This window comes from Aliiglaciecola lipolytica, assembly GCF_018860635.1.
In the GTDB taxonomy this organism is placed as follows: Bacteria; Pseudomonadota; Gammaproteobacteria; order Enterobacterales; family Alteromonadaceae; genus Aliiglaciecola; species Aliiglaciecola lipolytica_A.
In genome coordinates this window covers 634331-657752 of sequence record NZ_JAHKPT010000021.1, presented here as the reverse complement: position 1 = coordinate 657752, position 23422 = coordinate 634331, and the positions used below count along the sequence as shown (strand labels likewise).

24 protein-coding genes and 1 other RNA gene are annotated in these 23422 nt (G+C 40.0%); 17 read left to right on the top strand and 8 right to left on the bottom strand.

What is annotated here, in order from left to right; genetic code table 11:
* Positions 1 to 24 precede the first annotated feature (24 nt).
* Both KO530_RS11385 and KO530_RS11380 read left to right on the top strand, forming a co-directional pair.
* Entirely contained in the window at positions 25 to 963 is a 939-nt protein-coding gene (locus KO530_RS11385) for a fatty acid desaturase family protein (RefSeq protein ID WP_216048516.1), read from the top strand.
* Between the two features lie 171 nt (positions 964 to 1134).
* Positions 1135 to 1353 carry a tellurium resistance protein TerC gene (locus KO530_RS11380; RefSeq protein WP_216048515.1) on the top strand — a complete coding sequence of 73 codons (219 nt, stop codon included), beginning with the start codon at positions 1135 to 1137 and terminating at the stop codon, positions 1351 to 1353.
* Between the two features lie 89 nt (positions 1354 to 1442).
* On the opposite strand, the gene ppsA is transcribed toward KO530_RS11380, so the two are convergent.
* Positions 1443 to 3815 carry a phosphoenolpyruvate synthase gene (ppsA, locus tag KO530_RS11375; protein ID WP_216048514.1) on the bottom strand — a complete coding sequence of 791 codons (2373 nt, stop codon included), beginning with the start codon at positions 3813 to 3815 and terminating at the stop codon, positions 1443 to 1445.
* Between the two features lie 212 nt (positions 3816 to 4027).
* Between ppsA and ppsR the strand changes: the two genes are divergently transcribed.
* Together ppsR and KO530_RS11365 are read left to right on the top strand one after the other, a co-directional pair.
* Positions 4028 to 4840: a posphoenolpyruvate synthetase regulatory kinase/phosphorylase PpsR gene (ppsR, locus tag KO530_RS11370; protein ID WP_216048513.1), complete on the top strand. Its 813-nt coding sequence runs from the start codon at positions 4028 to 4030 to the stop codon at positions 4838 to 4840.
* A gap of 11 nt (positions 4841 to 4851) precedes the next feature.
* Positions 4852 to 5535, top strand: a complete 684-nt coding sequence (locus KO530_RS11365; RefSeq protein ID WP_216048512.1) for a DUF2461 domain-containing protein — start codon at positions 4852 to 4854, stop codon at positions 5533 to 5535.
* Between the two features lie 92 nt (positions 5536 to 5627).
* Here KO530_RS11365 and KO530_RS11360 read toward each other — a convergent pair whose 3' ends face one another.
* The 5 genes from KO530_RS11360 to KO530_RS11340 form a co-directional block, all read right to left on the bottom strand.
* Complete coding sequence (locus KO530_RS11360) at positions 5628 to 6848, bottom strand: EAL and HDOD domain-containing protein (RefSeq protein ID WP_216048511.1); 1221 nt, start codon at positions 6846 to 6848, stop codon at positions 5628 to 5630.
* A 228-nt stretch (positions 6849 to 7076) separates the two neighbouring features.
* Positions 7077 to 8471, bottom strand: a complete 1395-nt coding sequence (locus tag KO530_RS11355) for a sensor domain-containing diguanylate cyclase (RefSeq protein WP_216048510.1) — start codon at positions 8469 to 8471, stop codon at positions 7077 to 7079.
* Positions 8472 to 8606: 135 nt separating this feature from the next.
* Positions 8607 to 9599 carry a ribosome biogenesis GTPase YlqF gene (gene ylqF / locus KO530_RS11350; protein ID WP_216048509.1) on the bottom strand — a complete coding sequence of 331 codons (993 nt, stop codon included), beginning with the start codon at positions 9597 to 9599 and terminating at the stop codon, positions 8607 to 8609.
* A 182-nt stretch (positions 9600 to 9781) separates the two neighbouring features.
* On the bottom strand, positions 9782 to 10114 hold the full coding sequence (locus tag KO530_RS11345) for an RnfH family protein (protein ID WP_216048508.1): 333 nt from the start codon (positions 10112 to 10114) through the stop codon (positions 9782 to 9784).
* Positions 10111 to 10542, bottom strand: coding sequence for a type II toxin-antitoxin system RatA family toxin (locus KO530_RS11340; RefSeq protein ID WP_216048507.1), 432 nt, complete (start codon positions 10540 to 10542; stop codon positions 10111 to 10113). Before KO530_RS11340 ends, KO530_RS11345 begins: the two co-directional genes overlap by 4 nt.
* 140 nt (positions 10543 to 10682) lie before the next feature.
* Between KO530_RS11340 and smpB the strand changes: the two genes are divergently transcribed.
* A complete protein-coding gene (smpB, locus tag KO530_RS11335) occupies positions 10683 to 11162 on the top strand; it encodes an SsrA-binding protein SmpB (RefSeq protein ID WP_216048506.1) in 480 nt (159 codons plus the stop codon).
* 70 nt (positions 11163 to 11232) lie between these two features.
* Here the strand turns inward: smpB and KO530_RS11330 are convergent, their stop codons facing one another.
* Positions 11233 to 12471, bottom strand: a complete 1239-nt coding sequence (locus tag KO530_RS11330) for an NADH:flavin oxidoreductase/NADH oxidase family protein (protein ID WP_216048505.1) — start codon at positions 12469 to 12471, stop codon at positions 11233 to 11235.
* Between the two features lie 366 nt (positions 12472 to 12837).
* Between KO530_RS11330 and ssrA the strand changes: the two genes are divergently transcribed.
* Positions 12838 to 13197, top strand: a transfer-messenger RNA (tmRNA) gene (gene ssrA / locus KO530_RS11325).
* Between the two features lie 244 nt (positions 13198 to 13441).
* Here the strand turns inward: ssrA and KO530_RS11320 are convergent.
* Complete coding sequence (locus KO530_RS11320; RefSeq protein ID WP_216048504.1) at positions 13442 to 13726, bottom strand: hypothetical protein; 285 nt, start codon at positions 13724 to 13726, stop codon at positions 13442 to 13444.
* A 230-nt stretch (positions 13727 to 13956) separates the two neighbouring features.
* Here KO530_RS11320 and KO530_RS11315 point away from each other — a divergent pair, with 230 nt between their 5' ends.
* The 11 genes from KO530_RS11315 to KO530_RS11265 all read left to right on the top strand — a co-directional run bounded on the left by KO530_RS11315 (position 13957) and on the right by KO530_RS11265 (position 23421).
* Positions 13957 to 14553 (top strand): hypothetical protein, encoded by a 597-nt coding sequence (locus tag KO530_RS11315; RefSeq protein WP_216048503.1) that lies wholly within the window; start codon positions 13957 to 13959, stop codon positions 14551 to 14553.
* A 362-nt stretch (positions 14554 to 14915) separates the two neighbouring features.
* The gene (gene corA, locus KO530_RS11310) at positions 14916 to 15983 is read left to right on the top strand and encodes a magnesium/cobalt transporter CorA (protein ID WP_216048502.1); all 1068 of its coding nucleotides are present in this window, start codon (positions 14916 to 14918) and stop codon (positions 15981 to 15983) included.
* Between the two features lie 213 nt (positions 15984 to 16196).
* Positions 16197 to 17276 carry a 6-phosphofructokinase gene (locus KO530_RS11305; RefSeq protein ID WP_216048501.1) on the top strand — a complete coding sequence of 360 codons (1080 nt, stop codon included), beginning with the start codon at positions 16197 to 16199 and terminating at the stop codon, positions 17274 to 17276.
* Positions 17277 to 17412: 136 nt separating this feature from the next.
* Positions 17413 to 18879: a F0F1 ATP synthase subunit beta gene (atpD, locus tag KO530_RS11300; protein WP_216048500.1), complete on the top strand. Its 1467-nt coding sequence runs from the start codon at positions 17413 to 17415 to the stop codon at positions 18877 to 18879.
* The gene (locus KO530_RS11295) at positions 18869 to 19258 is read left to right on the top strand and encodes a F0F1 ATP synthase subunit epsilon (RefSeq protein WP_216048499.1); all 390 of its coding nucleotides are present in this window, start codon (positions 18869 to 18871) and stop codon (positions 19256 to 19258) included. Before atpD ends, KO530_RS11295 begins: the two co-directional genes overlap by 11 nt.
* A gap of 6 nt (positions 19259 to 19264) precedes the next feature.
* The gene (locus tag KO530_RS11290) at positions 19265 to 19621 is read left to right on the top strand and encodes an AtpZ/AtpI family protein (protein WP_216048498.1); all 357 of its coding nucleotides are present in this window, start codon (positions 19265 to 19267) and stop codon (positions 19619 to 19621) included.
* Between the two features lie 2 nt (positions 19622 to 19623).
* Positions 19624 to 19911 (top strand): N-ATPase subunit AtpR, encoded by a 288-nt coding sequence (locus tag KO530_RS11285; protein ID WP_216048497.1) that lies wholly within the window; start codon positions 19624 to 19626, stop codon positions 19909 to 19911.
* Between the two features lie 67 nt (positions 19912 to 19978).
* The gene (locus KO530_RS11280; RefSeq protein ID WP_216048496.1) at positions 19979 to 20704 is read left to right on the top strand and encodes a F0F1 ATP synthase subunit A; all 726 of its coding nucleotides are present in this window, start codon (positions 19979 to 19981) and stop codon (positions 20702 to 20704) included.
* The gene (locus tag KO530_RS11275; protein ID WP_216048495.1) at positions 20697 to 20975 is read left to right on the top strand and encodes a F0F1 ATP synthase subunit C; all 279 of its coding nucleotides are present in this window, start codon (positions 20697 to 20699) and stop codon (positions 20973 to 20975) included. The genes KO530_RS11280 and KO530_RS11275 overlap by 8 nt, the downstream gene beginning before the upstream one ends.
* A gap of 3 nt (positions 20976 to 20978) precedes the next feature.
* Positions 20979 to 21830: a F0F1 ATP synthase subunit delta gene (locus KO530_RS11270; RefSeq protein ID WP_216048494.1), complete on the top strand. Its 852-nt coding sequence runs from the start codon at positions 20979 to 20981 to the stop codon at positions 21828 to 21830.
* 13 nt (positions 21831 to 21843) lie between these two features.
* Positions 21844 to 23421 (top strand): alternate F1F0 ATPase, F1 subunit alpha, encoded by a 1578-nt coding sequence (locus KO530_RS11265; protein WP_216048601.1) that lies wholly within the window; start codon positions 21844 to 21846, stop codon positions 23419 to 23421.
* Position 23422 lies beyond the last annotated feature (1 nt).

Here is a 23422-nt window from a genome sequence, read left to right as displayed (position 1 = left end):
GTCTCTCTACTTGGATTTAAGACTTTGCTAAAACTATCAGATCATATTTCTTCTGACGAATTGAAAGCCCTATGCCAAACTTCTGATTTGGTGGGATGGTATCGTGTTTTTATAAACTATGCATTGATTTCCATTGCAATAATAGTTTTGCTGAGCTTTCCATATTGGTACACATTTATTTGTTGCAGTTGGATTATCGGAGGGCGAATTTTGGGTATTGCTATCCTTAATCACGACGCTGGACATAACACTTTATTTCGCACTCCCAGCCTTAACCACTACGTCGGCCGTTGGCTACTTGGTGGTTTAGTACTGGTTGATTATCAAGCCTTTAAAAACGGTCATGCACAACACCATCGTTATGCAGGCACAGGTAAAGATCCAGACAAAATATTTGTTGCAAACTATCCTGCAACGCCCGCCAGTATGGCCCGTAAGCTTCTCCGAGATTTTAGCGGAGTGAACGGATTCAAAGAAATTATCTACCAGATTAAAGTATCTACTTGGCAAAAACGCTTACCCAACATCGTTGTTCATGGGATTTTCATCGCTAGTTTGATATTTTTTGACGTACTATGGACATACGCTGCGTTTTGGGTAGGTTACCTATTCATATATCCTGCTCTGAGCAGAATTAGGATCATCGGCGAACACGGCGCAGTTACCGATATAGACGCATTAGATCCACGCTTAAACACCCGTACCACATTGGCAAATCCAATTGTCGCTTTATTAATTTGTCCGAATGATGTGAATTATCACTTGGAACATCATATCCATCAAAAAATACCAGCACAAAATTTGAAAAAGGCCCATCAGTTATTCAAACAAAAAGGCATGTACGACGGTTTCGATTGTGTAGCAAACAATTATTGGCAAGTGATGAAAAAGTGCATTTCAAAACGCCATGGCAAATCCAAAAATATTCATCATGCGCCGTCATCTGTGAGCAATATGAGCTAGAACCTATGAGTTGGAAATAATTCAACACAACTTGTTACAAGCCGAAACACATTTAAATCGAATTAAACACTACACTGTGATCCTAATCTGTGGTTTTTTACGCACAACAGAAATGCAGCGGGTTATGCCATAACTCAATAACGTCAGTAGCAACGGATAAAAGAGAAGCATATGAAAAAGGCAATTCGAATTACGATAGGCGCAGTGCTATCCGCTGTGGGGATTGTTTTCGCGATCTTACCAGGTTCAATTCTATTTTTGATCAGCGGGTTAATGCTCTTGAGTTACGACATACCACTGGCTCGGAAATGCTTGCAAAAATGTCAAAACTCTATGAGTGTCACTGCTCGACGATTAGACAGATACCTGCTTAACCGAAAGTATCGTTAGATAACTAAGCGCAATTTAAATACAAAAAAAGGCAGGATGAACCTGCCTTTGTTGTTTTAACTATAAATTAGTTTAATGACGATAAACTATTACGCGTGTTTTTCGCCTAGGTATAACCAAGTTTCAACTACGGTATCAGGATTCAAAGAAACACTATCGATTCCTTGTTCCACCAACCAAGCTGCAAGGTCTTCATGGTCTGAAGGACCTTGGCCACAAATACCCACGTATTTACCACGTTTTTTGGCCGCTTTGATTGCCATACTCAATAGAATTTTCACCGCTTCATCCCGTTCGTCGAACAAATGCGCAATTACGCCAGAGTCACGATCCAATCCAAGGGTTAATTGAGTTAAGTCATTCGAACCAATTGAGAATCCATCAAAGATGTCTAAGAATTGATCGGCAAGCAATGCATTTGAAGGTAATTCACACATCATAATCACGCGTAAACCATTTTCACCTTGCACCAAACCTTGTTCAGCTAATAACTCGATTACTTTTTTACCTTCACCTACGGTGCGAACAAATGGGATCATCACTTCCACATTGGTCAGTCCCATGGTGTTACGAACGCGCTTAATTGCTTCACACTCTAGCGCGAAACAATCGCGGAACTCTTCAGAGATGTAACGGCTTGCACCGCGGAAACCAAGCATTGGGTTTTCTTCATCAGGTTCATACTGATAACCGCCAACCAAGTTGAAGTACTCATTTGATTTAAAATCTGACATACGCACGATAACTTTCTCTGGAGAGAAAGCTGCGGCAATGGTAGACACACCTTCAACCAATTTTTGAATATAAAACTCTACTGGCGATTCATAACCGGCCATCATTTCCGAAATTTCTTCTTTCAACTCTTCTGGCTGGTTATCAAAGTCCAAAAGGGCTTTTGGATGCACACCAATCATGCGGTTGATAATGAACTCTAGACGAGCTAGGCCAACCCCTTTGTGAGGTAATCTAGCGAAATCAAAAGCTCGGTCTGGATTACCCACATTCATCATAACTTTGAGTGGAATATCAGGCATTGAATCGATTCGAGATGTCACTACATCAAATTCAAGTTCAGCATCATAAACATAACCAGTATCACCTTCGGCGCAAGATACTGTAATTTTATCGCCAGTTTCGATTGAGTCAGTTGCATTTCCGCAACCTACAACAGCTGGTATACCTAATTCACGGGCGATGATAGCCGCATGACAAGTTCTGCCACCGCGATTCGTTACGATTGCTGAGGCCTTTTTCATAATCGGCTCCCAATCGGGATCCGTCATATCTGTTACTAGTACATCGCCTGGCTGAATTTTACCCATTTCATCAATTGAACTAAGTACTTTGGCTTCACCTGCACCAATTTTATGACCGATTGCACGACCTTCGGTGACAATTTTCGCTTTGCCTTTTAATTGGAAGTTTTCAATAACTTGAATGTCTTCTCGCGAACGCACTGTTTCAGGACGGGCTTGAACGATATACAGTTTACCGTCAGTACCATCTTTAGCCCATTCGATGTCCATAGGACGCTTATAGTGCTTTTCAATAATTTGCGCTTGTTTGGCCAATTCCATTACTTCTTGGTCAGTAATAGAAAATTCTAAACTTTGAGATTTGTCGACATCCACAATTTCGACTTGTTTACCATGGGCCAAATCTGGAGAGTAGATCATTTTGATTAATTTGCTGCCCATGTTGCGACGGACAATAGCTGGCAAGCCTTTGTCTAGGGTAGGCTTGTGTACGTAAAACTCATCAGGGTTTACAGCACCTTGAACAACCATTTCACCCAAACCATAAGAAGAAGTAATAAATACCACGTCTTCAAAACCTGATTCAGTATCGATGGTGAACATAACACCAGAAGAACTCACGTCACTTCTAACCATCCGCTGTATCCCAGCAGACAATGCAACGCCCTTGTGGTCATAACCTTGGTGAACACGATAAGAAATAGCTCGGTCATTAAACAATGATGCAAAAACATGCTTAATGGCTACAAGCACAGAGTCATAACCTTTTACATTCAAAAAAGTCTCTTGCTGACCAGCAAAAGAAGCATCTGGCATATCTTCAGCAGTGGCTGAAGAACGCACAGCAAATGAAGCTTCATCACCAGCGTCACCCTGTAGCTTTTCAAATGCGGTTTTAATTTCTTCTTCAAGTTTTGGCAAAAACGGGGTTTCAATCACCCAGTTACGAATATTTTCACCGGCTTTAGCTAGTGCTTCAACATCGTCAACATCTAAACTATTCAGCACGTCATGGATACGCTCTTCGAGTCCACTTTGTTCTAAAAATTCGTTAAATGCGTATGCGGTTGTAGCAAAGCCCCCCGGAACTTGAACACCTGCATTAGACAGGTTTGAAATCATTTCACCCAATGATGCGTTTTTACCGCCAACGCGATTAACATCATTCATTCCCAACTGCTCATACCAAAGTACATATTCTTGCACTGCTAACACCTCAAAGTTTTTTTGTCCTGGGCCCGATTGCTAAGGCGCAAACGAAATAAGTTTTAATGCAATAAAGTTGTCAGAATGGTGCTTATGAATTTATTTTGTTCACCTTCTGGCTTTTTGCGTCAGGGATTTTAGAATGGTGTAAAGAAGAAAGTAAAATTTAATTTTTTTCTGTAATAAAATTACAACATTGTTAAGGAATTGTAGTGAGATCAGCTTTTTACATATCTGATGGCACAGCCATTACTGCGGAAGTGTTTGGGCATGCATTGCTGTCACTTTTTACCGTCGAATTTAAACATTACACAGAACCATTCGTAGAAACTGAACAACAAGCCCAAAAAGTCTTAAATAAAATTTCAGAGGAATTCAAAGAGACTGGTTTGCGTCCTTTAGTATTTTATACCATCGTGAATACCGAAGTTAGAAAAATGGTCGCTAAGTCAGTAGGCATTAATTATAACTTTCTTGACCAATTTGTTGCGCCTCTGGAAAAAGCATTAGGCGTCCCTTCGATGCCGGAAAAACATCGTACCCACAGCATCCATGAAAAAACTTACGACAACAGAATTGATGCGGTTAATTATGCCCTTGCAAATGATGACGGTTCTAATGTTAAAGACTATAACGAAGCGGATATTATTTTGTGTGGTGTATCTCGTTCGGGTAAAACTCCAACCAGTTTATATTTAGCTCTGCAATTTGGTATTAAAGCAGCAAATTACCCTTTCACTGAAGAAGATATGGGCGATATTTTAAAACTCCCCCCAGCACTAAGGCGCTTTAAAGATAAGCTATTTGGATTAACCATTGCACCGGAAAGATTGCATTCAATACGCTCTGAAAGAAGGGCCAATAGCCGTTATGCGTCAATGAAGCAGTGTCGAATGGAATTGAGAGAAGTTGAAAATCTATATCGTAAAGAAAAAATCCCATTTTTGAACAGCACCAAGTTTTCCATAGAAGAGATGTCAGCTAAAATTTTAGCTGAAACAGGTATTCAAAGACGCAAATATTAGGAAGTTATCGTATGTTTACCCATTTCGACCCAAGCTTGATGACTTTCCTGAGGCAGTTGGCTAATAACAATGATAAAAATTGGTTTGCAGATCATAAACAAGAGTATGAAGATAAGGTTCGCACCCCTACCCTAGAATTTATTGAGGGTATGGACACTTGGATTAAAATGATTTCTCCCCATTACGAAGCCATCCCAAAAAAAGTAGGTGGCTCTATGATGCGGCCCTACCGAGATGTGCGCTTTTCCAAAGACAAATCTCCATACAAAACCAACGTTGGGATTCAGTTCCGCCATGAAATTGGCAAAAACGTCCACGCCCCAGGTTTCTACCTGCATATCGAGCCGGACAATGTATTTTTAGGGGTCGGAACTTGGCGTCCAGAACCTGACGCATTGAAATCAATTCGTGACTATATTGCTCTCAAACCTGATTCATACGAAGACGCGATACAACACGCACCGTTTACCGAAATTTATGCCCTCTCAGGGGAGAAATTAAAACGACCACCTAAAGGATTTAATGCTGATCACAAATTAATCGAAGAAATTAAGCGCAAAGACTTTATCGCAATATGTCCGCTTGCCGAAGATTTCTTATTTGCTGGTAATCTATGTGAGGAAGTCGCTAGACGCTATGGCAGAGCCCAGCCTTTTCAAAAGTTTTTATGTGATGCACTGGCTTTGCGATTTTAACGATTTGACTTCAGACTGTAAGTCGCCTTTTCAAAAACTAGTGAGTTTTCAGGGCTCAGTAGTGATTTTAACTAAAGTTGAGTAACAAAAACTTAATCAATATAGGTCATCACTTCGTCAGTCCATTTCAGTGCTTGTGAATAGCACTTTTTAAATAATTCGAGTTCCTGTTTCGACAGGCGTTCGAATACCTGATCGTCTAAGCGTTCAATACCTATGGTATTTTTCAGTAACTTCCCAAGATCATTATCATGGGATAACAATGCTGATTTAATAGATTCACTGAGGGTTAAACTATCTAGAATATCTTTAATCTCAACCTGAAAAACAGCATCAATGCCAGATAACAATCCCACCAGAAAACTCTCTGACGAATCAGTTTTTACACCACCTGTGATTGGGCTATCAGAAAATAACGCCAAGGTTTTAGCTCTGATTAATAAGGTTCTAAATAACTCTGAAGGTTGTGACGACTCTGATGCAAGAGTTAAGATCATGGCCCACTGTTTGACCACGTTTAAGCCAAGCCTAACAACCGCATCTTTAACCGACTTAACCTCTCTAACCAATTGATAAATTGGACAATTTATAAGAGCTAATATTTTTACAGTGAGTACAGGATCGCGCGATATCAACTCCGCAACTTCTGCAGCTTCAATATCTGTCCGACTTAACTGGGAAACCAATTGCAATGCTGAATTTTTGTTGGCATCAATTTTTTGACCGGTAATTATTGACGGTTTTTCCAAAAAATAACCTTGGAATAAGTCGAAACCCAATTCCATGCATTCATCAAAACTTGCTTGGTCTTCAACTTTTTCTGCCAATAACTGAAAACCAATTTTTTTTAATTTCGGAAAAACAGCTTTTAATTTATTGAAATTAATATCAAGGATATCAATTTTTAATATTTTAATATGTTTGAAAAAAGGAAATTTAGAGGGTTCAAGAATGTAGTCATCTAAAGCAAATTCGTAACCAAGACGCCTTAATTCAGCGATTCTTTTTAACGCTTTTTCACTAGGTTCAACGGTTTCTAATATTTCAAAAATAAGATTATGAGGTGGTAGAGGGAAAAAATAATCTGAGTCTAAAAAATCCATATCAACGTTAACTAACATGGGAAGATCTAGGTTTACATTACTATTGAAAACTGAAGTGCAAACATTAACTAGCAGGTCGCGTGTGGCGATCAGATTTTTGGCATCACTATCAGAGTTGAATATATCTCCTCGATAAAGAATCTCACTGGCGACCATTTTACAATTTCTATCAAAAATAGGTTGTCTAGCAAATAAAATAGTCTCTTCCACAGGCTTCCTAAAAATACAACAAGTGTATAATTTAATAATAATCTTTTAACTGTGAATTATAAACAGATGTGTAACATTTTTATATTCCACTTTAAGCTAATACGCGCATTTAAGGGTTGGCACTCACAGGTAAATATTTTTAGCGTCAACATTTTACTTTTTTAAAGATGGCTTTTTAAAGGTGACTTATTTTTAGGTAAAGGGAGCGGGAGCAAAATATGTCACTTATCATCTATGTTCGAAGGTGATTTTAACTTGATTCTTGCCCTCTCCTTTTGATTGATAAAGTGTGACGTCGGCATCTTTTAAACCTTTTTCTAAATCGAGTTCTTCCGAGGGCATAGACACTTGCACCCCCATACTCACAGTTACCGATATCTGCGTGGTAGCGTTAATATCTATTTTAAGGTTACGAATTCCGTCCAACAGGCGGTCCGCCAAACTAGTTGCATCATCGGCTTCTTTAATTGCTGCAACAAAGGCGAACTCTTCTCCTCCGTATCGACAAAAAGCGTCATCTACTCGAAAGAAACCATTTAAGAATTTAGCGATATCTACTAGGACAATATCACCAGCATCATGACCAAAGCTATCATTAAACACCTTAAAATCATCAATATCTAATAAACCAAAAGCAACCAACGCCCCTCGCCTGTTACACGACTTAATTAACCGGTGGGCATGATCAATAAAAAAACGTCGATTGGGGATATTAGTTAAAGGATCGTAGTAGGCTATTTTTTCTAGTTTAGCGTTGGCTTGACGAAGCTCTTTGGTTCTTTCATCAATTAAGTTTTCTAGTTCCGTCTTCAACTTTTTGAATTCATTGTTTTTGTTTTTTAATTGCTCGAGATAAAATTTACGTTCTGAAATGTCACGCTCTATGGCAGCAAAATGCGTTACTTCATCATATTTATTTTTGAGAGGAATGATGTTCATATCAACCCAGTAGGGTCTGCCATTGGCATCATAGTTTAATAAGGTTTCACTGACTTCCTGACAATTTTTCAGCGCACGATGAATACGATTAGTAGTTTCTTTATCTGTTAAAGGGCCTTGTAAAATTCTCGGCGTTTCACCAATTACACTGTCCTTACTGTAACCGGTCATTTTCTCGAAGGCTTTATTGACGTAAATAATTTTGGGACTAAGTGGGTAGTTAATATCTGTCGCGTCTGTAACGATTACCATGTCTTGGGTGTTTTCAACAATGGCTTTAAAGGAAAACAATTGTTTAGAATCTGAAATATCAGTAAAGGTCACCACAATAAAGGCTTCTGGGCTGCCAGGTTCCCCTTCAAAATAGGCGTTAATAAAAAACCAACTAATAGTATCCACAGAGCTGTCTAACACACCAAGCACCTCGTTTTTGAGGCGTTCACGGGTTCGTTTTACTTTATTGACAGGATAATCTTCAATCAGCAGTTTTTTGCCTGACTCATCTAAAAATCGCCACTGAGGATCGATGGAACTTTTACCGATTATTTGTTTATAGCTCAATCTTAATAAACGTAATGACGTTGGGTTTGCGTATATAACGGAAGTATCCCAGCGATGGATAACGACGCCAATGTGGGCGTTTTCGAGAAGCTTCTTGGTATTTAGCTCAATAAAGTCAGTCATCAAGATCATCTACAAAATGAATACTTATTAAGTATAGAGCAAAAGCCCGTTCCGTCTAATTACTTGGAAACGCTAACCGAACGGTGATTTTTTTACCCAAACATTTGAATATTCGGTAAAATTAGGCTACCCATTTCAACGTTTACGTCGTTTATTTTTAGTTTTTCCCTCCATTTTTATGGCTTTAGCATCACGCTTATTTGGGGTTGCAGAACCGTCCTTGAAACGTTGTTTTTTGGCTTCTTTTTCAGCTATTTTTTGAGCTGCTAATTCCGCCACAAGTTTTTCTTCTTTAATCACCATATCTGGCGTTTCTAAGGTGATACGGCCTAATTTACCGGAACGAAGTTCATTAATCAGTAGTTCACAAATTTTATGTAAATTAACCCTCCCCCCTGCACGTAAGGCACCTCGTTTGCTTGCCGCAGCTTCTAAAAATTCAATTTCAGTTTCAGGTATGGATTCTAAAGCAAATCGCTCTTTCATTAACTCAGGATAGGCTTTAATCAGGTAATCCGCCGCATAAAATCCAACATCTTCGTAATCCATCGCCGTATCTTTAATCGCGCCAGACGCTGCCAAACGATAACTACTGTTTTCATTTTCAATTTTGGGCCACAAAATACCTGGAGTATCAAATAACACAATGCCGCTGCCCAAATTAATCCGTTGCTGAGTTTTAGTAACCGCTGGAACATTCCCAGTTTGCGCAATAACTCTGTCAGCTAAGGTATTAATCAGTGTCGATTTCCCGACATTAGGAATACCCACAATCATGGTATTAATAGATTTAATGCCTGCGTCTTTTTCGGGTAACATTTTGCGACACAAATCAACTATTTGTTTAATTTTGGCCGGTTGTTCTGTGGTGGTGGGAAAGGTTTTAACGCCTTTTTCTTGCTCTAAATAATCTTGCCATTTAAGGGTGAGTTCAGGATCAGCCAAATCTGTTTTACTCAGCACTTTGATGCAAGGTTTATCACCTCTTAAGTGTTTAATCGCAGGATTTTCACTGGAATATGGTATCCGTGCATCTAGCACTTCGATGACCAGATCCACGCTAGGTAGCACATCTTTTATCTCTTTTTGGGCCTTATGCATGTGCCCGGGATACCACTGAATCGCCATTTTAAAATTCTTTTTTAGTTACTTAATTAGTTATGATTTCCACTATTACCGAACGATAGTGGGCCCATGGGCGTTTAGCCATGAATGACGTGCTTGAGCGCAACTTCAGTGCAAGGGATTAAGGTCAATCTAACTAAACATATGCAAAAAAAACGTTCTATTTACCTAAAGCACCTGCTAATTTACGACTTTACTCGGCCACCTGTGACTTTATCTGCCCGCCCTTCTACTTTGGCCTTTTCAGCGCGTATTCGACGTACTTCTTTAGGGTCAGCAATTAGCGGACGATATATCTCTATTCTATCGCCGTCATTAGGTATGTCGGTAAGTTTACATGTCCGATTCCAATTACCTATTTTCAACACCGATAAATCTATCTCAGGAAAACGACGTAAAATACCAGATGCTTGAATTGCTTCTTCTGCTGTCTTGCCCTTCTCTATTGTTACACTGATAAGCGCCTGTTCTTTAGGCAAGCCGTACACTACTTCAACAGTGATTTGCGAGTCGGTCATAGGTATACCTCTTTTGCTCTGGCGGTAAAGGCATTCACCATATTAGTTGCGACTGTGTTAAACACTTTTCCAAAGGCCATTTCAGCCAATCGACTGGAGAACGCAAAATCCAGTTTCAATTCAATTTTACAGGCATCATCAGCTAATGCAGTAAAAGACCAGCCACCACTTAAATGCGAGAAAGGCCCTTCAACTAAATTCATTTCAATGGTTTTGCCTCTATCTAACGCATTTAGCGTAGTGAACCATTGTTTAACACCCGCTTTGGCAATGAGCACAGCCGCTTTCATCGAATCTTTGTTATGTTCTAGTACTTTAGTTTGTGCGCAGCCAGGCAAAAATTCAGGATAAGAAGCTACGTCATTGACTAAATCAAACATCGATTCGGCACTAAATGCTACTAGCGCACTGCGATGAACACTTGCCATTCATTTTCCTCTATGTAACCTTGCAATTTCTCGTTGAAGTTTACCACGAAATATCATATTTCATAGTTCATCCATGTAAATACAACTATTTTTTAACTCTTCTACAGACAAATTAATTGGTCCTGATATAATTCGCCACTATGAAGAAAAAGAACGCTAAATCAAATCAAAGCAACACGATAGCTTTAAACAAAAAAGCCCGTCATGATTATCACCTGCAAGATAAAATCGAAGCAGGTATAGAATTACAAGGCTGGGAAGTAAAAGGCATTCGTGCAGGCAAAGTTAACTTAACAGATAGTTTTGTGAACATTCACAACGGCGAAGCCTACTTACAAGGGTGTAAAATCACGCCTTTAAACCAAGCCTCAAGCCATGTTGTGTGTGATCCTGATCGACAAAAAAAACTGCTTATTCACCGCCGCGAAATTGACCGGCTAATGGGCGCGCGCGAACGCCAAGGTTATTCGATTATTGCTACGGCAATGTACTGGAAACAATGCTGGGTGAAAGTAGAAATACACTTAGCCAAAGGTAAAGACGCCCATGACAAACGGGATACGGTTAAAGATCGTGATTGGGCACGTCAAAAAGAACGCATGATGAAACATAGCGCCTGATTACAATTATCAGGCAATGAGCCTAATCAAACCCTGTTGGTTAGGTTCTTTTATGCAAAATACAAAAATACTATTCAGCACCAAGTTTCACATTACGACGATAACGCTTGGTTAACTTAGCAGACAAAATTTGCTCCAAGATTAATGTATATATGGCTGAAGCATCAATTTTTGCAGGTTTTCCCGTGCCAATGCGACGCAATTGGCGTTTTACAAGGGCCATATTTGCCATTCCACTTAAGGTTTTATTTTTCCATTCAACCTTCGGTGTCATGCTGACCATTCCAGGCACCTGTTGCCAATGATTAGGTAAATCAGGATTGTAGGCAAGCGCAGTGGCCATTCCTACTAAATCAACACCAGAGTCGAGTACTTTTTGGGCCACCGGTAAACGTTTGATGCCACCAGTAGTCATAATTGGTATCTGGCTTTGTTGGGCAATTTGACTTGCAAACTCAAGAAAATACGCTTCTCTTGCAAGTGTTCGATCATCCGCTGTACGCCCTTGCATGGCAGGAGCTTCGTAGCTACCACCTGAAAGCTCAATTACATCGACGTTTAATGATTCAAGCATTTTAACTACCGCTAAGGCATCCTCGACATCAAAACCTCCACGTTGAAAATCAGCAGAGTTTAACTTTACTGCAACAGCAAAATCGGCAGCACAAGCAGCCCTTATTTGGCTAACAATTTCCAATAGTAAGCGAGCTCGATTTTCTAAACTTCCTCCCCAGCGATCGCTACGTTTATTCACTAAAGGCGATAAAAATTGAGCCAGTAAATAACCATGCGCGGCATGCACCTCAACGCCGTCAAACCCCGCTTTTTCTGCCAATAATGCGGTGCGCTTAAATCGTTGAATAACGTCTTCAATTTCCTCTTCCGACATTGCTTTAGGTTGGCTAAACAGTTTAGAGTGTTTACCAAGATCCAGTGCCACATCAGATGCTGACAGCACTTTACCGCCCATTTTCTTAAATACCTGTCGTCCAGGATGATTAATTTGCATCCACACCTGTGTATTATTTTGTTTGGCTTTTTGCGCCAATGTTTGAAAGGGTACTAAATCGGTATCTTGTTCTAATGCCATGCCTCCAGGACCAGTCATGGCCATATGATCAACCATTACGTTACCAGTAATAATTAAGCCTACTCCGCCCTGCGCCCACTTTTGATACAAATTGAACAAGGTTTCATCGGGTAATTGTTTGGCATTGGCTAGGTTTTCTTCCATTGCCCCTTTGACAAAACGGTTTTTTAATGTTTTACCGCAAGGTAACGAAAATTCTGCAAATATATCTGAAGACATACACCCTTCTTATGATGGAAAAAACTACTGATTATGCTATCAAAACAAAAATAGCCGTAATTCAGCAACCACCCAATGTTTAGATATCTTAAAAATATGATTTAAAGCTTACATATAACTCACTCGCAAAATCTTATCATCTCTATGCCCTAGGTTGTCAAAATGCTAATGCCAGCCCCATTGAGATTAAATAAGGTCTAATCCGCCGCGTTTTAATCAGAACAATTGAACAAAAATAATACTCAAAAACGCAAACTATAAAAAAACGATTAAAACCCAAGCACTTGAAGTAAAATTTATTGTCCCCACATATTGTTTTAGAGAAGGATGTGTTATCCTATCTGCTACTTGAAAAAGTACTACATCGGGGCTGATTTTGGATTCGACAGGAATCGGGATGCCTTAGGTGCATGCAGAGGTGCGGTTTGCCTCTTTAAACAGCCGCAAAAAAATAGTCGCAAACGACGAAAACTACGCACTAGCAGCTTAATAACCTGTATAGGCCCTTCCACTTCAGCCGTCTTCTATTCGTGAAGGTTTGGAAGGTCATACTAATAGAATAGCGAGGGAAACTTGTCCGAGGTTGAACCGCGAAATAGTATCGGAACAGCTACTAGGAATCCTGTTTGTCGGAGTCCAAAATAGTTAAATAAAAGACAAAATAAGCATGTAGTACCGACGGTTGAAGCTTTCTGGACGCGGGTTCAAGTCCCGCCAGCTCCACCAAATTTACGTTCGACGAACGACAAAAACCCTGCCAAAGCCACTAAAAACGGTGATTAACAGGGTTTTTTTATGCGTTTTTGATCGGAGAAGGTTCGCTAATGACCGTTGATAGTTTGACATTTAGGGGTACAAATTAGTGTATCTACCGCTATAAACTTCTCTATGCAGAACAGCCAACTCAGGATGTAAATCCACTGGATATATTTCAACGGCTGACTTATTGGTGACCCCACAGATATATGGGTTATGAGGTTATCAAAGCCCAGATATTGAAAATTCGATTTGCGTAATATAAAACAATGAGTGCCATTAAAGCGATTTGAATGGCGATGCTCAGCGCTTTTGCGCACAGTGCGCCTGCTATTGCGCCAATTAACACCCCCGCTAAGATTGGAAGTGTGTCGCCACTACCTAAATAAAATTCATATCCAATATTTCCACCAACAATAGCGCCTAACGCCGCGAGGTACCGGATGAAAGTGAGTTCACGTTTTGAGGAAGCGAGTGTACCTAAGTCATTATTTGACATTTTAATTCCATTTAAGGCAAATGTATTACATTAAATTAGGAGGCTCTTTCACAAATTTCAAATAAATAACTTTAACAATCAATTCGTCTTCAACTAACCCGTTAAAATATGCGCTAAATGCCAATAAAAAAGTCGCCCCCCTAAAACACACTGTTCAAATATTGACCAATAAAATACTTAATGGCAGAATTAAATTACCCTAACACGATTTAAGCGCAAGGAAGGATCCAATGGTAAATATACTAACGCTCAACCGCTTTTTTAGTTGTTTATTCTTATTAGTAACGCTTTTTTACGCCAATAATGCGAATTCAAACCCAGTTTGTAATATTTATTATGGACTCTACGCAAAAAGTTTGTCCCGAGACATGCAGTTTAATTATGCTGATCATTCTACAAGCATTAACAGCAACAACGTCTTGGAATTAGTCAAACAATATAAAGAAAATGCAGAACAGGTAATAGACAATTTAAATAAGTTAATTGCCACTAATGCTAACTCTCCTAAGATGACACCATATAAAAAGATGAGAGAGCATTATTATATAATCGCTGACATGGGCACCCTAGGTTACGCAATTATTAAAGCCGAGATGGAAAATGATGTTGACCTATTCGTTGGTCTAGTGAAAGGACTATACACTGAAAAATTCAAGCCCTTAACATTCCCCCTCATTAATAGAGCCGCAATCGAATACAGGAAACATCAAATTAGAACCGTTAAAATTGCAGAAGAAGAAAACGCAAGGCAGAGTGTATTGAGCATTTATCGCTCACTTTATGGCAGCAATGGGAATTTATTAACTAAATATGATCCTTGTACTTAGGATCAATTTAGATAACCGGATCTAACTAAGTCTTGGGTATTTGAAAACCAACTACGAAGCCAATTGAACAAAATTTTCTATAAGTATCAACATATTCCCATCCTCAAAACATATCGAATATAAAGGTTCCCCCCAACAAAGGAGGGAAAACAGCCCTCCCCTTTAAAATGGTGCTTGCTGCGTCGATAATTAAAATGTCTGTATTGCTTCACGAGTATTCGGGGTGAACGACCAATTATGTGGTTAATTAAATCCTTTTCTAGTTTAATGATGATGTTACATCTTTTCCTGTAGTGCTAAATTAGCAACGAAATATAGCCTAGAGTTAGTGGTGTTATCTAAGCCATCATATAAGGACAATTATGAAACTATTCCGCAAACAATATGGTCAGCCAGGGGCGCAACCAGGGCTTATTGATGCATCTGTTGATGGGGCGGTTAACATTACTTTGTTTAACTACAATGAACATCAAGTGGTTGAACAAAGTGGTATTACGGTCGAACAATGCATGGAATACGTCAATAAAGACAATATCACTTGGGTGCACGTTCAGGGTAATCCTGACAAAGCATTATTGAGTCATTTGGCAACGAATTTTGGAATACACGAGTTATATATTGAGGACGTTGCCAACCGAGCCGAACGGCCTAAAATAGAAACCCACGATGGTCAAATTTTCTCTATTTTTTCGCTACCTGTGCAAAGCGAATCGAATATTTATCTGCAACAAGTTAGCTTATTTTTAATGAAGGGCACTGTGGTTTCTTTTTGCAGTGGTCAATTCAACCCGTTCTCTGGCGTCAAAACCAGATTAAACCTTGCTAGCGGCAAGATGCGAACCCATAAAGCTGACTACTTGTTTTACAGTTTAATTGATTCCGTGGTTGATTGGTGCTTTCCGGTACTGGAAACTTATGCGCAGCTGATTGATTCAACAGAAGAGCTATTATTAAAAAATCACGATAAAGAAATCTTACAGAAAATTCATCAATTACGCCGCGATGTGGTTTTACTAAGAAGGCAAATTTGGCCACAACGAGAGCTGCTTAACCAACTCATCAGAGACGACACGCAAAGCCTAATAAGCGCAAAAACTAAAGTTTTTTTAAGGGATTGTTACGACCATAGTATTTCGTTACTTGAATTAATCGAAACCTACCATGAAATGACAAATGGTTTGATGGAGCTGTACATGAGTTTAGTTAGTTTGAAATTAAATGAAGTCATGCGGGTATTGACCATCATTGCCACGCTATTTATACCACCTACTTTTGTGGTGGGTATTTATGGCATGAATTTCAATCCCAGCGCCGGCCCTCTGAGTATGCCTGAATTATTGTCACCCTACGGTTACCTGGTAGTTTGGTTAATTATTTTAAGCATGGTTTGTGGCATGTTGCTATTTTTCAAAAAACGAAAGTGGTTATAGTCGGTTTAAAATGAGAGATTAACTGACGACATACCCGCATATTTGCTTTGCGAGATGGAACAAACTCGCCTCTTCTTCTGCTATTTTGATATACAAAGTAAGGGTTATTACTAATAGCGCAATCACCAGACAGTGGTAAAGTCGTTGGGTGATACTCCCCGATATAAATAGATGACCAATATCAATTATTAGAATACGTAGGAAGTTTAAAAAATGCGGATAGGCATTCTGACTGGCGGTGGTGATTGTCAGGGTTTAAATGCAGCAATACGCGCTGTAGCAAAATCGTTAATGTTAAACAACAATGCCGAAATTATAGGTATCGAAGATGGTTTTGATGGCCTACTAAAACGTAAAGTACGTCAATTAAGTTATGCTGACTGCAGTGGGATCTTACCCTTAGGCGGTACCATTTTAGGTACCAGTAATAAGGCAAATCCTTTTGATTACCAAGGTAAAGACTGCTCACAAGATGTGCAGTCTTATTATCAAGAGCTCGGTCTTGATGCCATAGTGATGATTGGCGGTGATGGCACTATGTCAATTGCCTATGAACTAACAAAACTAGGTATGAATATTGTTGGGGTTCCGAAAACAATTGATAACGACTTGATGTGCACCGAACGCACATTTGGTTTTGAAACGGCGGTATCAATTGTAACCGAAGCAATTGATAGATTGCGTACCACCGGCCATTCACACAAACGAATTATGATCCTTGAAACCATGGGACGTTACGCCGGATGGATTGCGCTACATGCAGGCGTTGCAGGGGGAGCAGATGTCATTCTGATTCCAGAATTTCCTTATAATCTGGATGAAATCGTCTCAGCATGCGAATTAAGAGCCAGTGATCAGCACTATTCTATTATTGTGATTGCAGAGGGCTCAAAACCTGAAAATGGATCTATGGCCGTGCAACAAACGATTTCTGACAGCCCAGATCCGATACGTTTAGGCGGTATTTCAAATGTACTTAAAAGTCAGCTGGAAAAACGCTTAAGTATTGAAGTAAGAGCAACCTCTTTAGGACATATTCAGCGCGGCGGTTCGCCCACAGCAAATGACCGTATTTTTGCTACAAACGTGGGTACCTTTGCAGCAAAACTGGTTACTGAAAAACAATTCGGACGGGTTGTTGTACAACAAAATAACCAATTAACCAGCGTCCCTTTAGAACAAGTCGCAAATCAAACCAAAGGGGTTTCAGTGGACGACCTAACCCTGCAAAGCGCCATCTCGTTAGGTATAAGTTTTGGGGTTGCTAAGCTAGAAGATACGTCTAACTCTTAAAACCCAATAAATATAAATAAATTAGCGATAACCTTTACTTAATTTATAAACCATTATCATTTGTGAGTTTGATCGAGATCAATTCGCAAGCAGCAATGAAATTTATAATGATCATGTCAACTAAGGTGCATCGTAAATGTCGAGTATAGAATCCTCTGATTCATTAATAGAAGATGGGCAACACGCACCTAGTCAAGTCGGTGTAGTCAGTGCCGTGCGCGGTAGCATTGTCGAAATTAAGTTCGATCACAAACCGCCTGCTATTCACAATATTATCTATGCTAAAAATCGCACTATCGCGTTAGAAGTGCTTACCCAATTACCTAATAATAAAGTACGTACCATTGCATTGACCCCTACTCAGGGTTTAGCTAGAGGTATGCAAGCTGAAGACTCTGGCCAGTCTCTTACCGTGCCTATCGGCAAACAAATCATATCGCGTATGTTTAACGTGTTCGGCAGCCCTATTGACGGCAAAGATTTTGACCAAAACTGTGAACGTCGCAGTGTGCATCAAAATCCCCCGCCGTTATCTAAATTATCCAGTCAATTACAAATTTTCGAGACCGGAATAAAAATTGTCGATGTTTTATGCCCACTCGAACGTGGTGGCAAGGCGGGTTTATTTGGCGGTGCTGGTGTGGGTAAAACGGTACTTTTAACAGAAATGATCCACAACATGGTCAGCCATCAAAAAGGAGTGAGTATCTTTTGTGGTATTGGCGAGCGTTGCCGTGAAGGTGAAGAGCTTTATCGGGAAATGAAGCAGGCTGGCGTGCTGGATAATATGGTTATGCTATTCGGACAAATGAACGAGCCGCCCGGTAGCCGCTTTCGAATTGGTCATGCCGCCCTCACTATGGCGGAATATTTTCGTGACGATGAACACAAAGATGTTTTGCTATTAATTGACAATATTTTTCGGTTTATTCAGGCCGGCTCTGAGGTATCTGGCCTGATGGGACAAATGCCTTCGAGGATGGGTTATCAGCCAACATTGGGTACCGAGTTATCCGGTTTGGAAGAGCGCATAGCGAACACGCAAAATGGTGCGATAACATCGATACAAGCTGTGTATGTGCCTGCCGATGACTTCACCGATCCTGCCGCAACCCATACTTTTTCACACCTTTCGGCAACATTGGTACTTTCCCGAAAACGTGCCAGTGAAGGCCTATATCCATCCATCGACCCGCTGCAATCCAGTTCAAGTTTAGCAACAGCAAATATCGTCGGTGAGCGGCATTACAAATTAGCTCAACAAGTCAGACAAATACTCGCTCAATATGATGAATTAAAAGACATTATCGCGATGCTTGGATTAGAGCAGCTTTCTAATAAAGACCGTAAAATAGTTACTCGTGCCCGTCGTTTGGAGCGCTTCTTTACACAGCCTTTTTTCACTACGGAACAATTCACTGGCATGCCAGGAAAATTTGTTAGTTTGGAAAGTGCCCTAAGCGGATGTGAGCAAATTCTGCAGGGTGATTTTGATGACTATCCTGAAAGTGCGTTATACATGATTGGTGACGTTAGTGAAGCCTTGAAATCAAAAAGTGATAGTGCAGAGGCAGGCCAACAGGACAACCAACATGCAAGTTAAAATTTTACTTCCCCATCAAATATTTTTGGAAATAAAGGATGTCATCAGTGTTGTAGTCGAAACCCCCGAAGGTAGTTTTGGGATTTTACCCAATCGACTGGACTGCGTGACACCTGTGGTGCCTGGTATTTTAACCTATCAGGTATCTGCTAATGAGTATGCTTATATTGCGATTGATGAAGGTATGCTGGTTAAAACAGGAAAGCAGTTGCTGATCTCTGTACGCAGAGCCGTAATTGGTAGTTCTTTAGAGCAGTTGCACGAAACTGTCGAGCAAGAATTTCTAAAATTAGATCAACAACAATTGGAATTGCGCAGTGTGTTAGCCAAATTAGAAACGACTTTTTTAAAGCAGTTTTCATCAATGTCTAGAGATTGATGCCTAATGTCTAGCAAAGATGGCAAGTCACAACCCGAAAAACACACAACGCATTCTTTGGTGAAGCAAGTAGAAACAAAAGCGCAATTAAAACTAAAAGCGAAACGCCACAAAAATCCCGGTGTATGGTTTGGGTTAGGCATGATGGGAGTCATAGGTTGGTCAGTGGCGGTACCGACTTTTTTGGGGGTCAGTTTAGGCATTTGGATAGACAAAAATTACGATGGACAACGCTCTTGGACTTTAGCGTTATTATTGGCCGGCTTAGCTATTGGTTGCTTCACTGCATGGGGCTGGGTCACCAAAGAGCATCAAGCGATTCACAACCAGAATGATAACAACTCAACAGACGAGGAAGACTAACCATGAACGAACCATTAAATATGCTATTTGCGTTGGTTGCGGGTGTTGTTTTAGGCATTAGCTTTTTCTATAGCTTATGGATTACGGTGCAAAAAGGACTGCGATCAGCACAACCGGTTTATTGGTTTATCGGTGGTTTTATTTTGCGCATGGGGTTGAGCTTAATTGCCTTCTATTTAATTTCAAATCAGCAATTTTGGCTACTTATTTCATGCTTGATCGGTTTTCTAATTGGTCGAGTCGTAACTAATAGAATGTTGTCAATTAGTGCAAAACCCAATCCAGTTTAACAACTAAATGGGAAGCATAAGGTTTCACTTATTGGTAATTAAGAAATAACAGAGAAGGTTCACAACCATGCATATTACGCCCGATGAAATCATCTTTTGGCAGTTTGGCTTTTTAAAGCTAAATGCCACTATCGTTTTCACTTGGTTGATAATGGCTATTTTAGTACTAAGTGCGTATCTGATTACCCGTAAATTGAATGATCAATTGCAGCCTACTCGCTGGCAAAATGGTTTAGAAGTATTAGTAGTGACTATTTTGCAGCAAATAAGCGAAGCAGGTTTGCGTAAGCCGGCTAAATACATTGGCTTTCTAGGCACCCTATTTTTGTTTATTGCAACAGCTAATTTACTCACTATATTTCCTCGCTTTGAGCCACCAACAGGTTCTTTGTCTACCACAATCGCATTGTCGTTCTGTGTGTTTATTTCTGTCCCCTATTACGGAATAAAACAAAAGGGAGTATTAAAATATTTGCAGTCTTACGCTCAACCTAATGTCTTTATGCTGCCGTTTAATATCATAGGTGAGCTGTCTCGTACCTTAGCGTTGTCGGTACGCTTATTTGGAAATATGATGAGCGGAGCCATGATTATCGCTATTTTGCTGATTATCTCCCCATTTGTATTCCCCATTATTATGTCTTTGTTAGGTCTATTAACCGGAATGGTACAAGCCTACATATTCTTTATTCTCGCAGCTGTGTATATCGCTGCAGCTACTGCGCAGGATCAGCAAAGCACCCCCAAATTTACATCAATATCCGTTTCGACACAGGAGAAAACTAATGGATAACCTCACCCTAATTGCTATTTGTTCGATCATCACTGCGGGGCTAACAATTGGCATCGGAGTATTAGGCCCTTCTTTAGCTGAAGGGACAGCGATAGCAAATGCATTAAAAGCACTCGCACAACAACCAGATGCGTCATCAACCATAACTCGAACGCTATTTGTGGGCTTAGCCATGATTGAGTCTACGGCCATTTATTGTTTTGTAGTTTCGATGATCGTGCTTTTTAGTAATCCCTTTTGGAACTATTTTGTAGATAAAGTTGGGAACTAAATAATGCCTATCGATTGGTTTACCGTAATCGCTCAAACCGTCAATTTTTTAATATTATTGTGGTTATTAAAACGCTTTTTATATCACCCCATTATCAACGGTCTGAATAAACGAGAAACCAAAATTGCGCAGATTTTAAGTGCCGCAAATGATAAAAACCAGCAAGCAGAAGCACTTCAAGCTGAGTATCAATTAAAACTAAGCCAAATAGAAAAACAGCGCAGCGAGATTATTCGTCAATCCAATCAAGAGGCCAAAGACGAACGACAAAAATTACTTGCCTTGGCACAACAAGAAGCCGCGGATATTCTTGCTAATAGGCTGCAAGGAATAGAGCAAGATATGCAAAGTTTGCAACAAGAAGTTGTAATAAAAAGTATGCAGGAAGTATATGCCACCTGTAGAAAAGTACTGCGGGATCTTGCTGATAGTGACGTTCAAAATTTGATGTTCGACAAATTATTACTACAACTCACCATTATGGACAGCAAACAACACGCTGAAATAGATAAAGCTGTTAACTCAAATTTACACATTTCTATTCACAGTACCTTTGCGTTAAGCGCGGCGCAAAAAAACACCTTACAGCAATGGTTCATTAAAACCTATTCGAAAGATAACGCTGAAGCAATCAAATTTATTTACACACTCAACCCTGAGCTAATTTGTGGCATAGAGGTTATTTTTGATGGTTGGAAAATACCCTGGAGTGCACACAATTATTTAAATCTATTAAAAGAGAGTATCAATCATCAGATACCTAAAACAAGTTCACTTGACTTAACAGATGACCTAGCAGATGACGAGACCAAGTTTGACGCCAGTAAGAGCCCAAACACAGATGAAATTAAATAAGTGCGGAGACAAAATGAAGCCGGATCCTCAGCCTAGTTTAAAGCAAAACTATGACTCACTGTTTGCACAACTAAAACAATCCAATGGTGATGCGAATATCAATTTTGTGCTTCAGGAAATAGGCATTGTTGAAAGTGTGTCCCAAGGTATCGCATCGGTTACTGGCCTACCAGGTGTTGGCTTTGAGGAATTAGTACTTTTTCCAAATAATATCTTCGGCATTGCGTTTAATCTAGATGAAAATGAGGTTGGCGTAGTATTGTTAGGTGACTATTGTCAATTAAGCGTGGGTGACCAAGTTCAGCGAACTGGCCGAGTAATGGACATTGTAGTGGGCGAACACCTATTGGGGCGTGTCATTAATCCTCTAGGTCATGCCGTAGATGGCAAAGGTCAACTTGCACAAACGCCACGCTTACCTATTGAGCGTCCAGCACCAGAGATCATGTCACGCTTACCAGTTACAGAACCATTACAAACCGGAATTAAGGTACTCGATGCCCTACTCCCCGTTGGACGCGGGCAAAGGGAATTAATTATGGGCGATCGGCAAACCGGAAAAACCTCCATCGCCATTGATACCATATTAAATCAGCAAGACAAAAATGTAATATGTATCTACTGTGCAATCGCCCAAAAGTCATCTTCGATTGCAAAAACTATCGCCACATTAAAACAGCATAATGCCCTCGATTATACGGTTGTAATGGTCACTGAGGGTAATGATCCACCAGGCTTAGATTATATCGCGCCCTATGCTGCAACCAGTATTGGCGAGTACTTCATGCATGCGGGTAAAGACGTATTAATTGTTTATGATGATTTAACTCGACATGCTCGTTCCTATCGGGAGTTGTCTTTATTGCTACGCAGACCACCAGGAAGAGAGGCATTTCCAGGCGACATTTTTTATCTGCACTCAAGATTACTTGAACGCTCTACCCATTTAAATCAAGAAAATGGAGGCGGCTCTCTTACCGCTTTACCCATAATCGAAACCGAAGAACAAAATATGTCGGCTTATATCCCCACAAACCTAATTTCAATCACCGACGGACAAATTTACTTATCTCCTAAATTATTTGATTTAGGGGTTTTACCGGCAGTAGATGTAGGAAAATCAGTTTCCAGAGTAGGCGGAAAAGCCCAACGCGCTGGATTCAAAGCCGTTTCAGGTACGTTAAAATTAGAGTATGCACAATTTGAAGAGTTGGAATCATTTGCCCGTTTTGGTGCACGCCTAGACGAAAATAGTTTGGCGACTATTGAGCACGGAAAACGCATTCGTGCCTGTCTTAAACAACCTGAATCGTCACCGCTAGCAGTGTCGGCACAAATTGTTGTGCTCTTAGCCCTGACAAATCATTTCTTTGACACCATTTCGTTAGAACATATCCAAGAGGCACAAGATGCGGTAGTGAAAGGAATAAATACCCTCAGTCAGGATATTCTGAACAACTTAGAATTAAGCAACGACCTTAATAAAGATGAACAAAACCTTATCTTTGCAATGTTTAAAGAGGTGCTTGAACCTTTCCATACAAATACTGACTCTGCTATTGACCAAAGCACTGTCACTGGCGAAGCTTAAT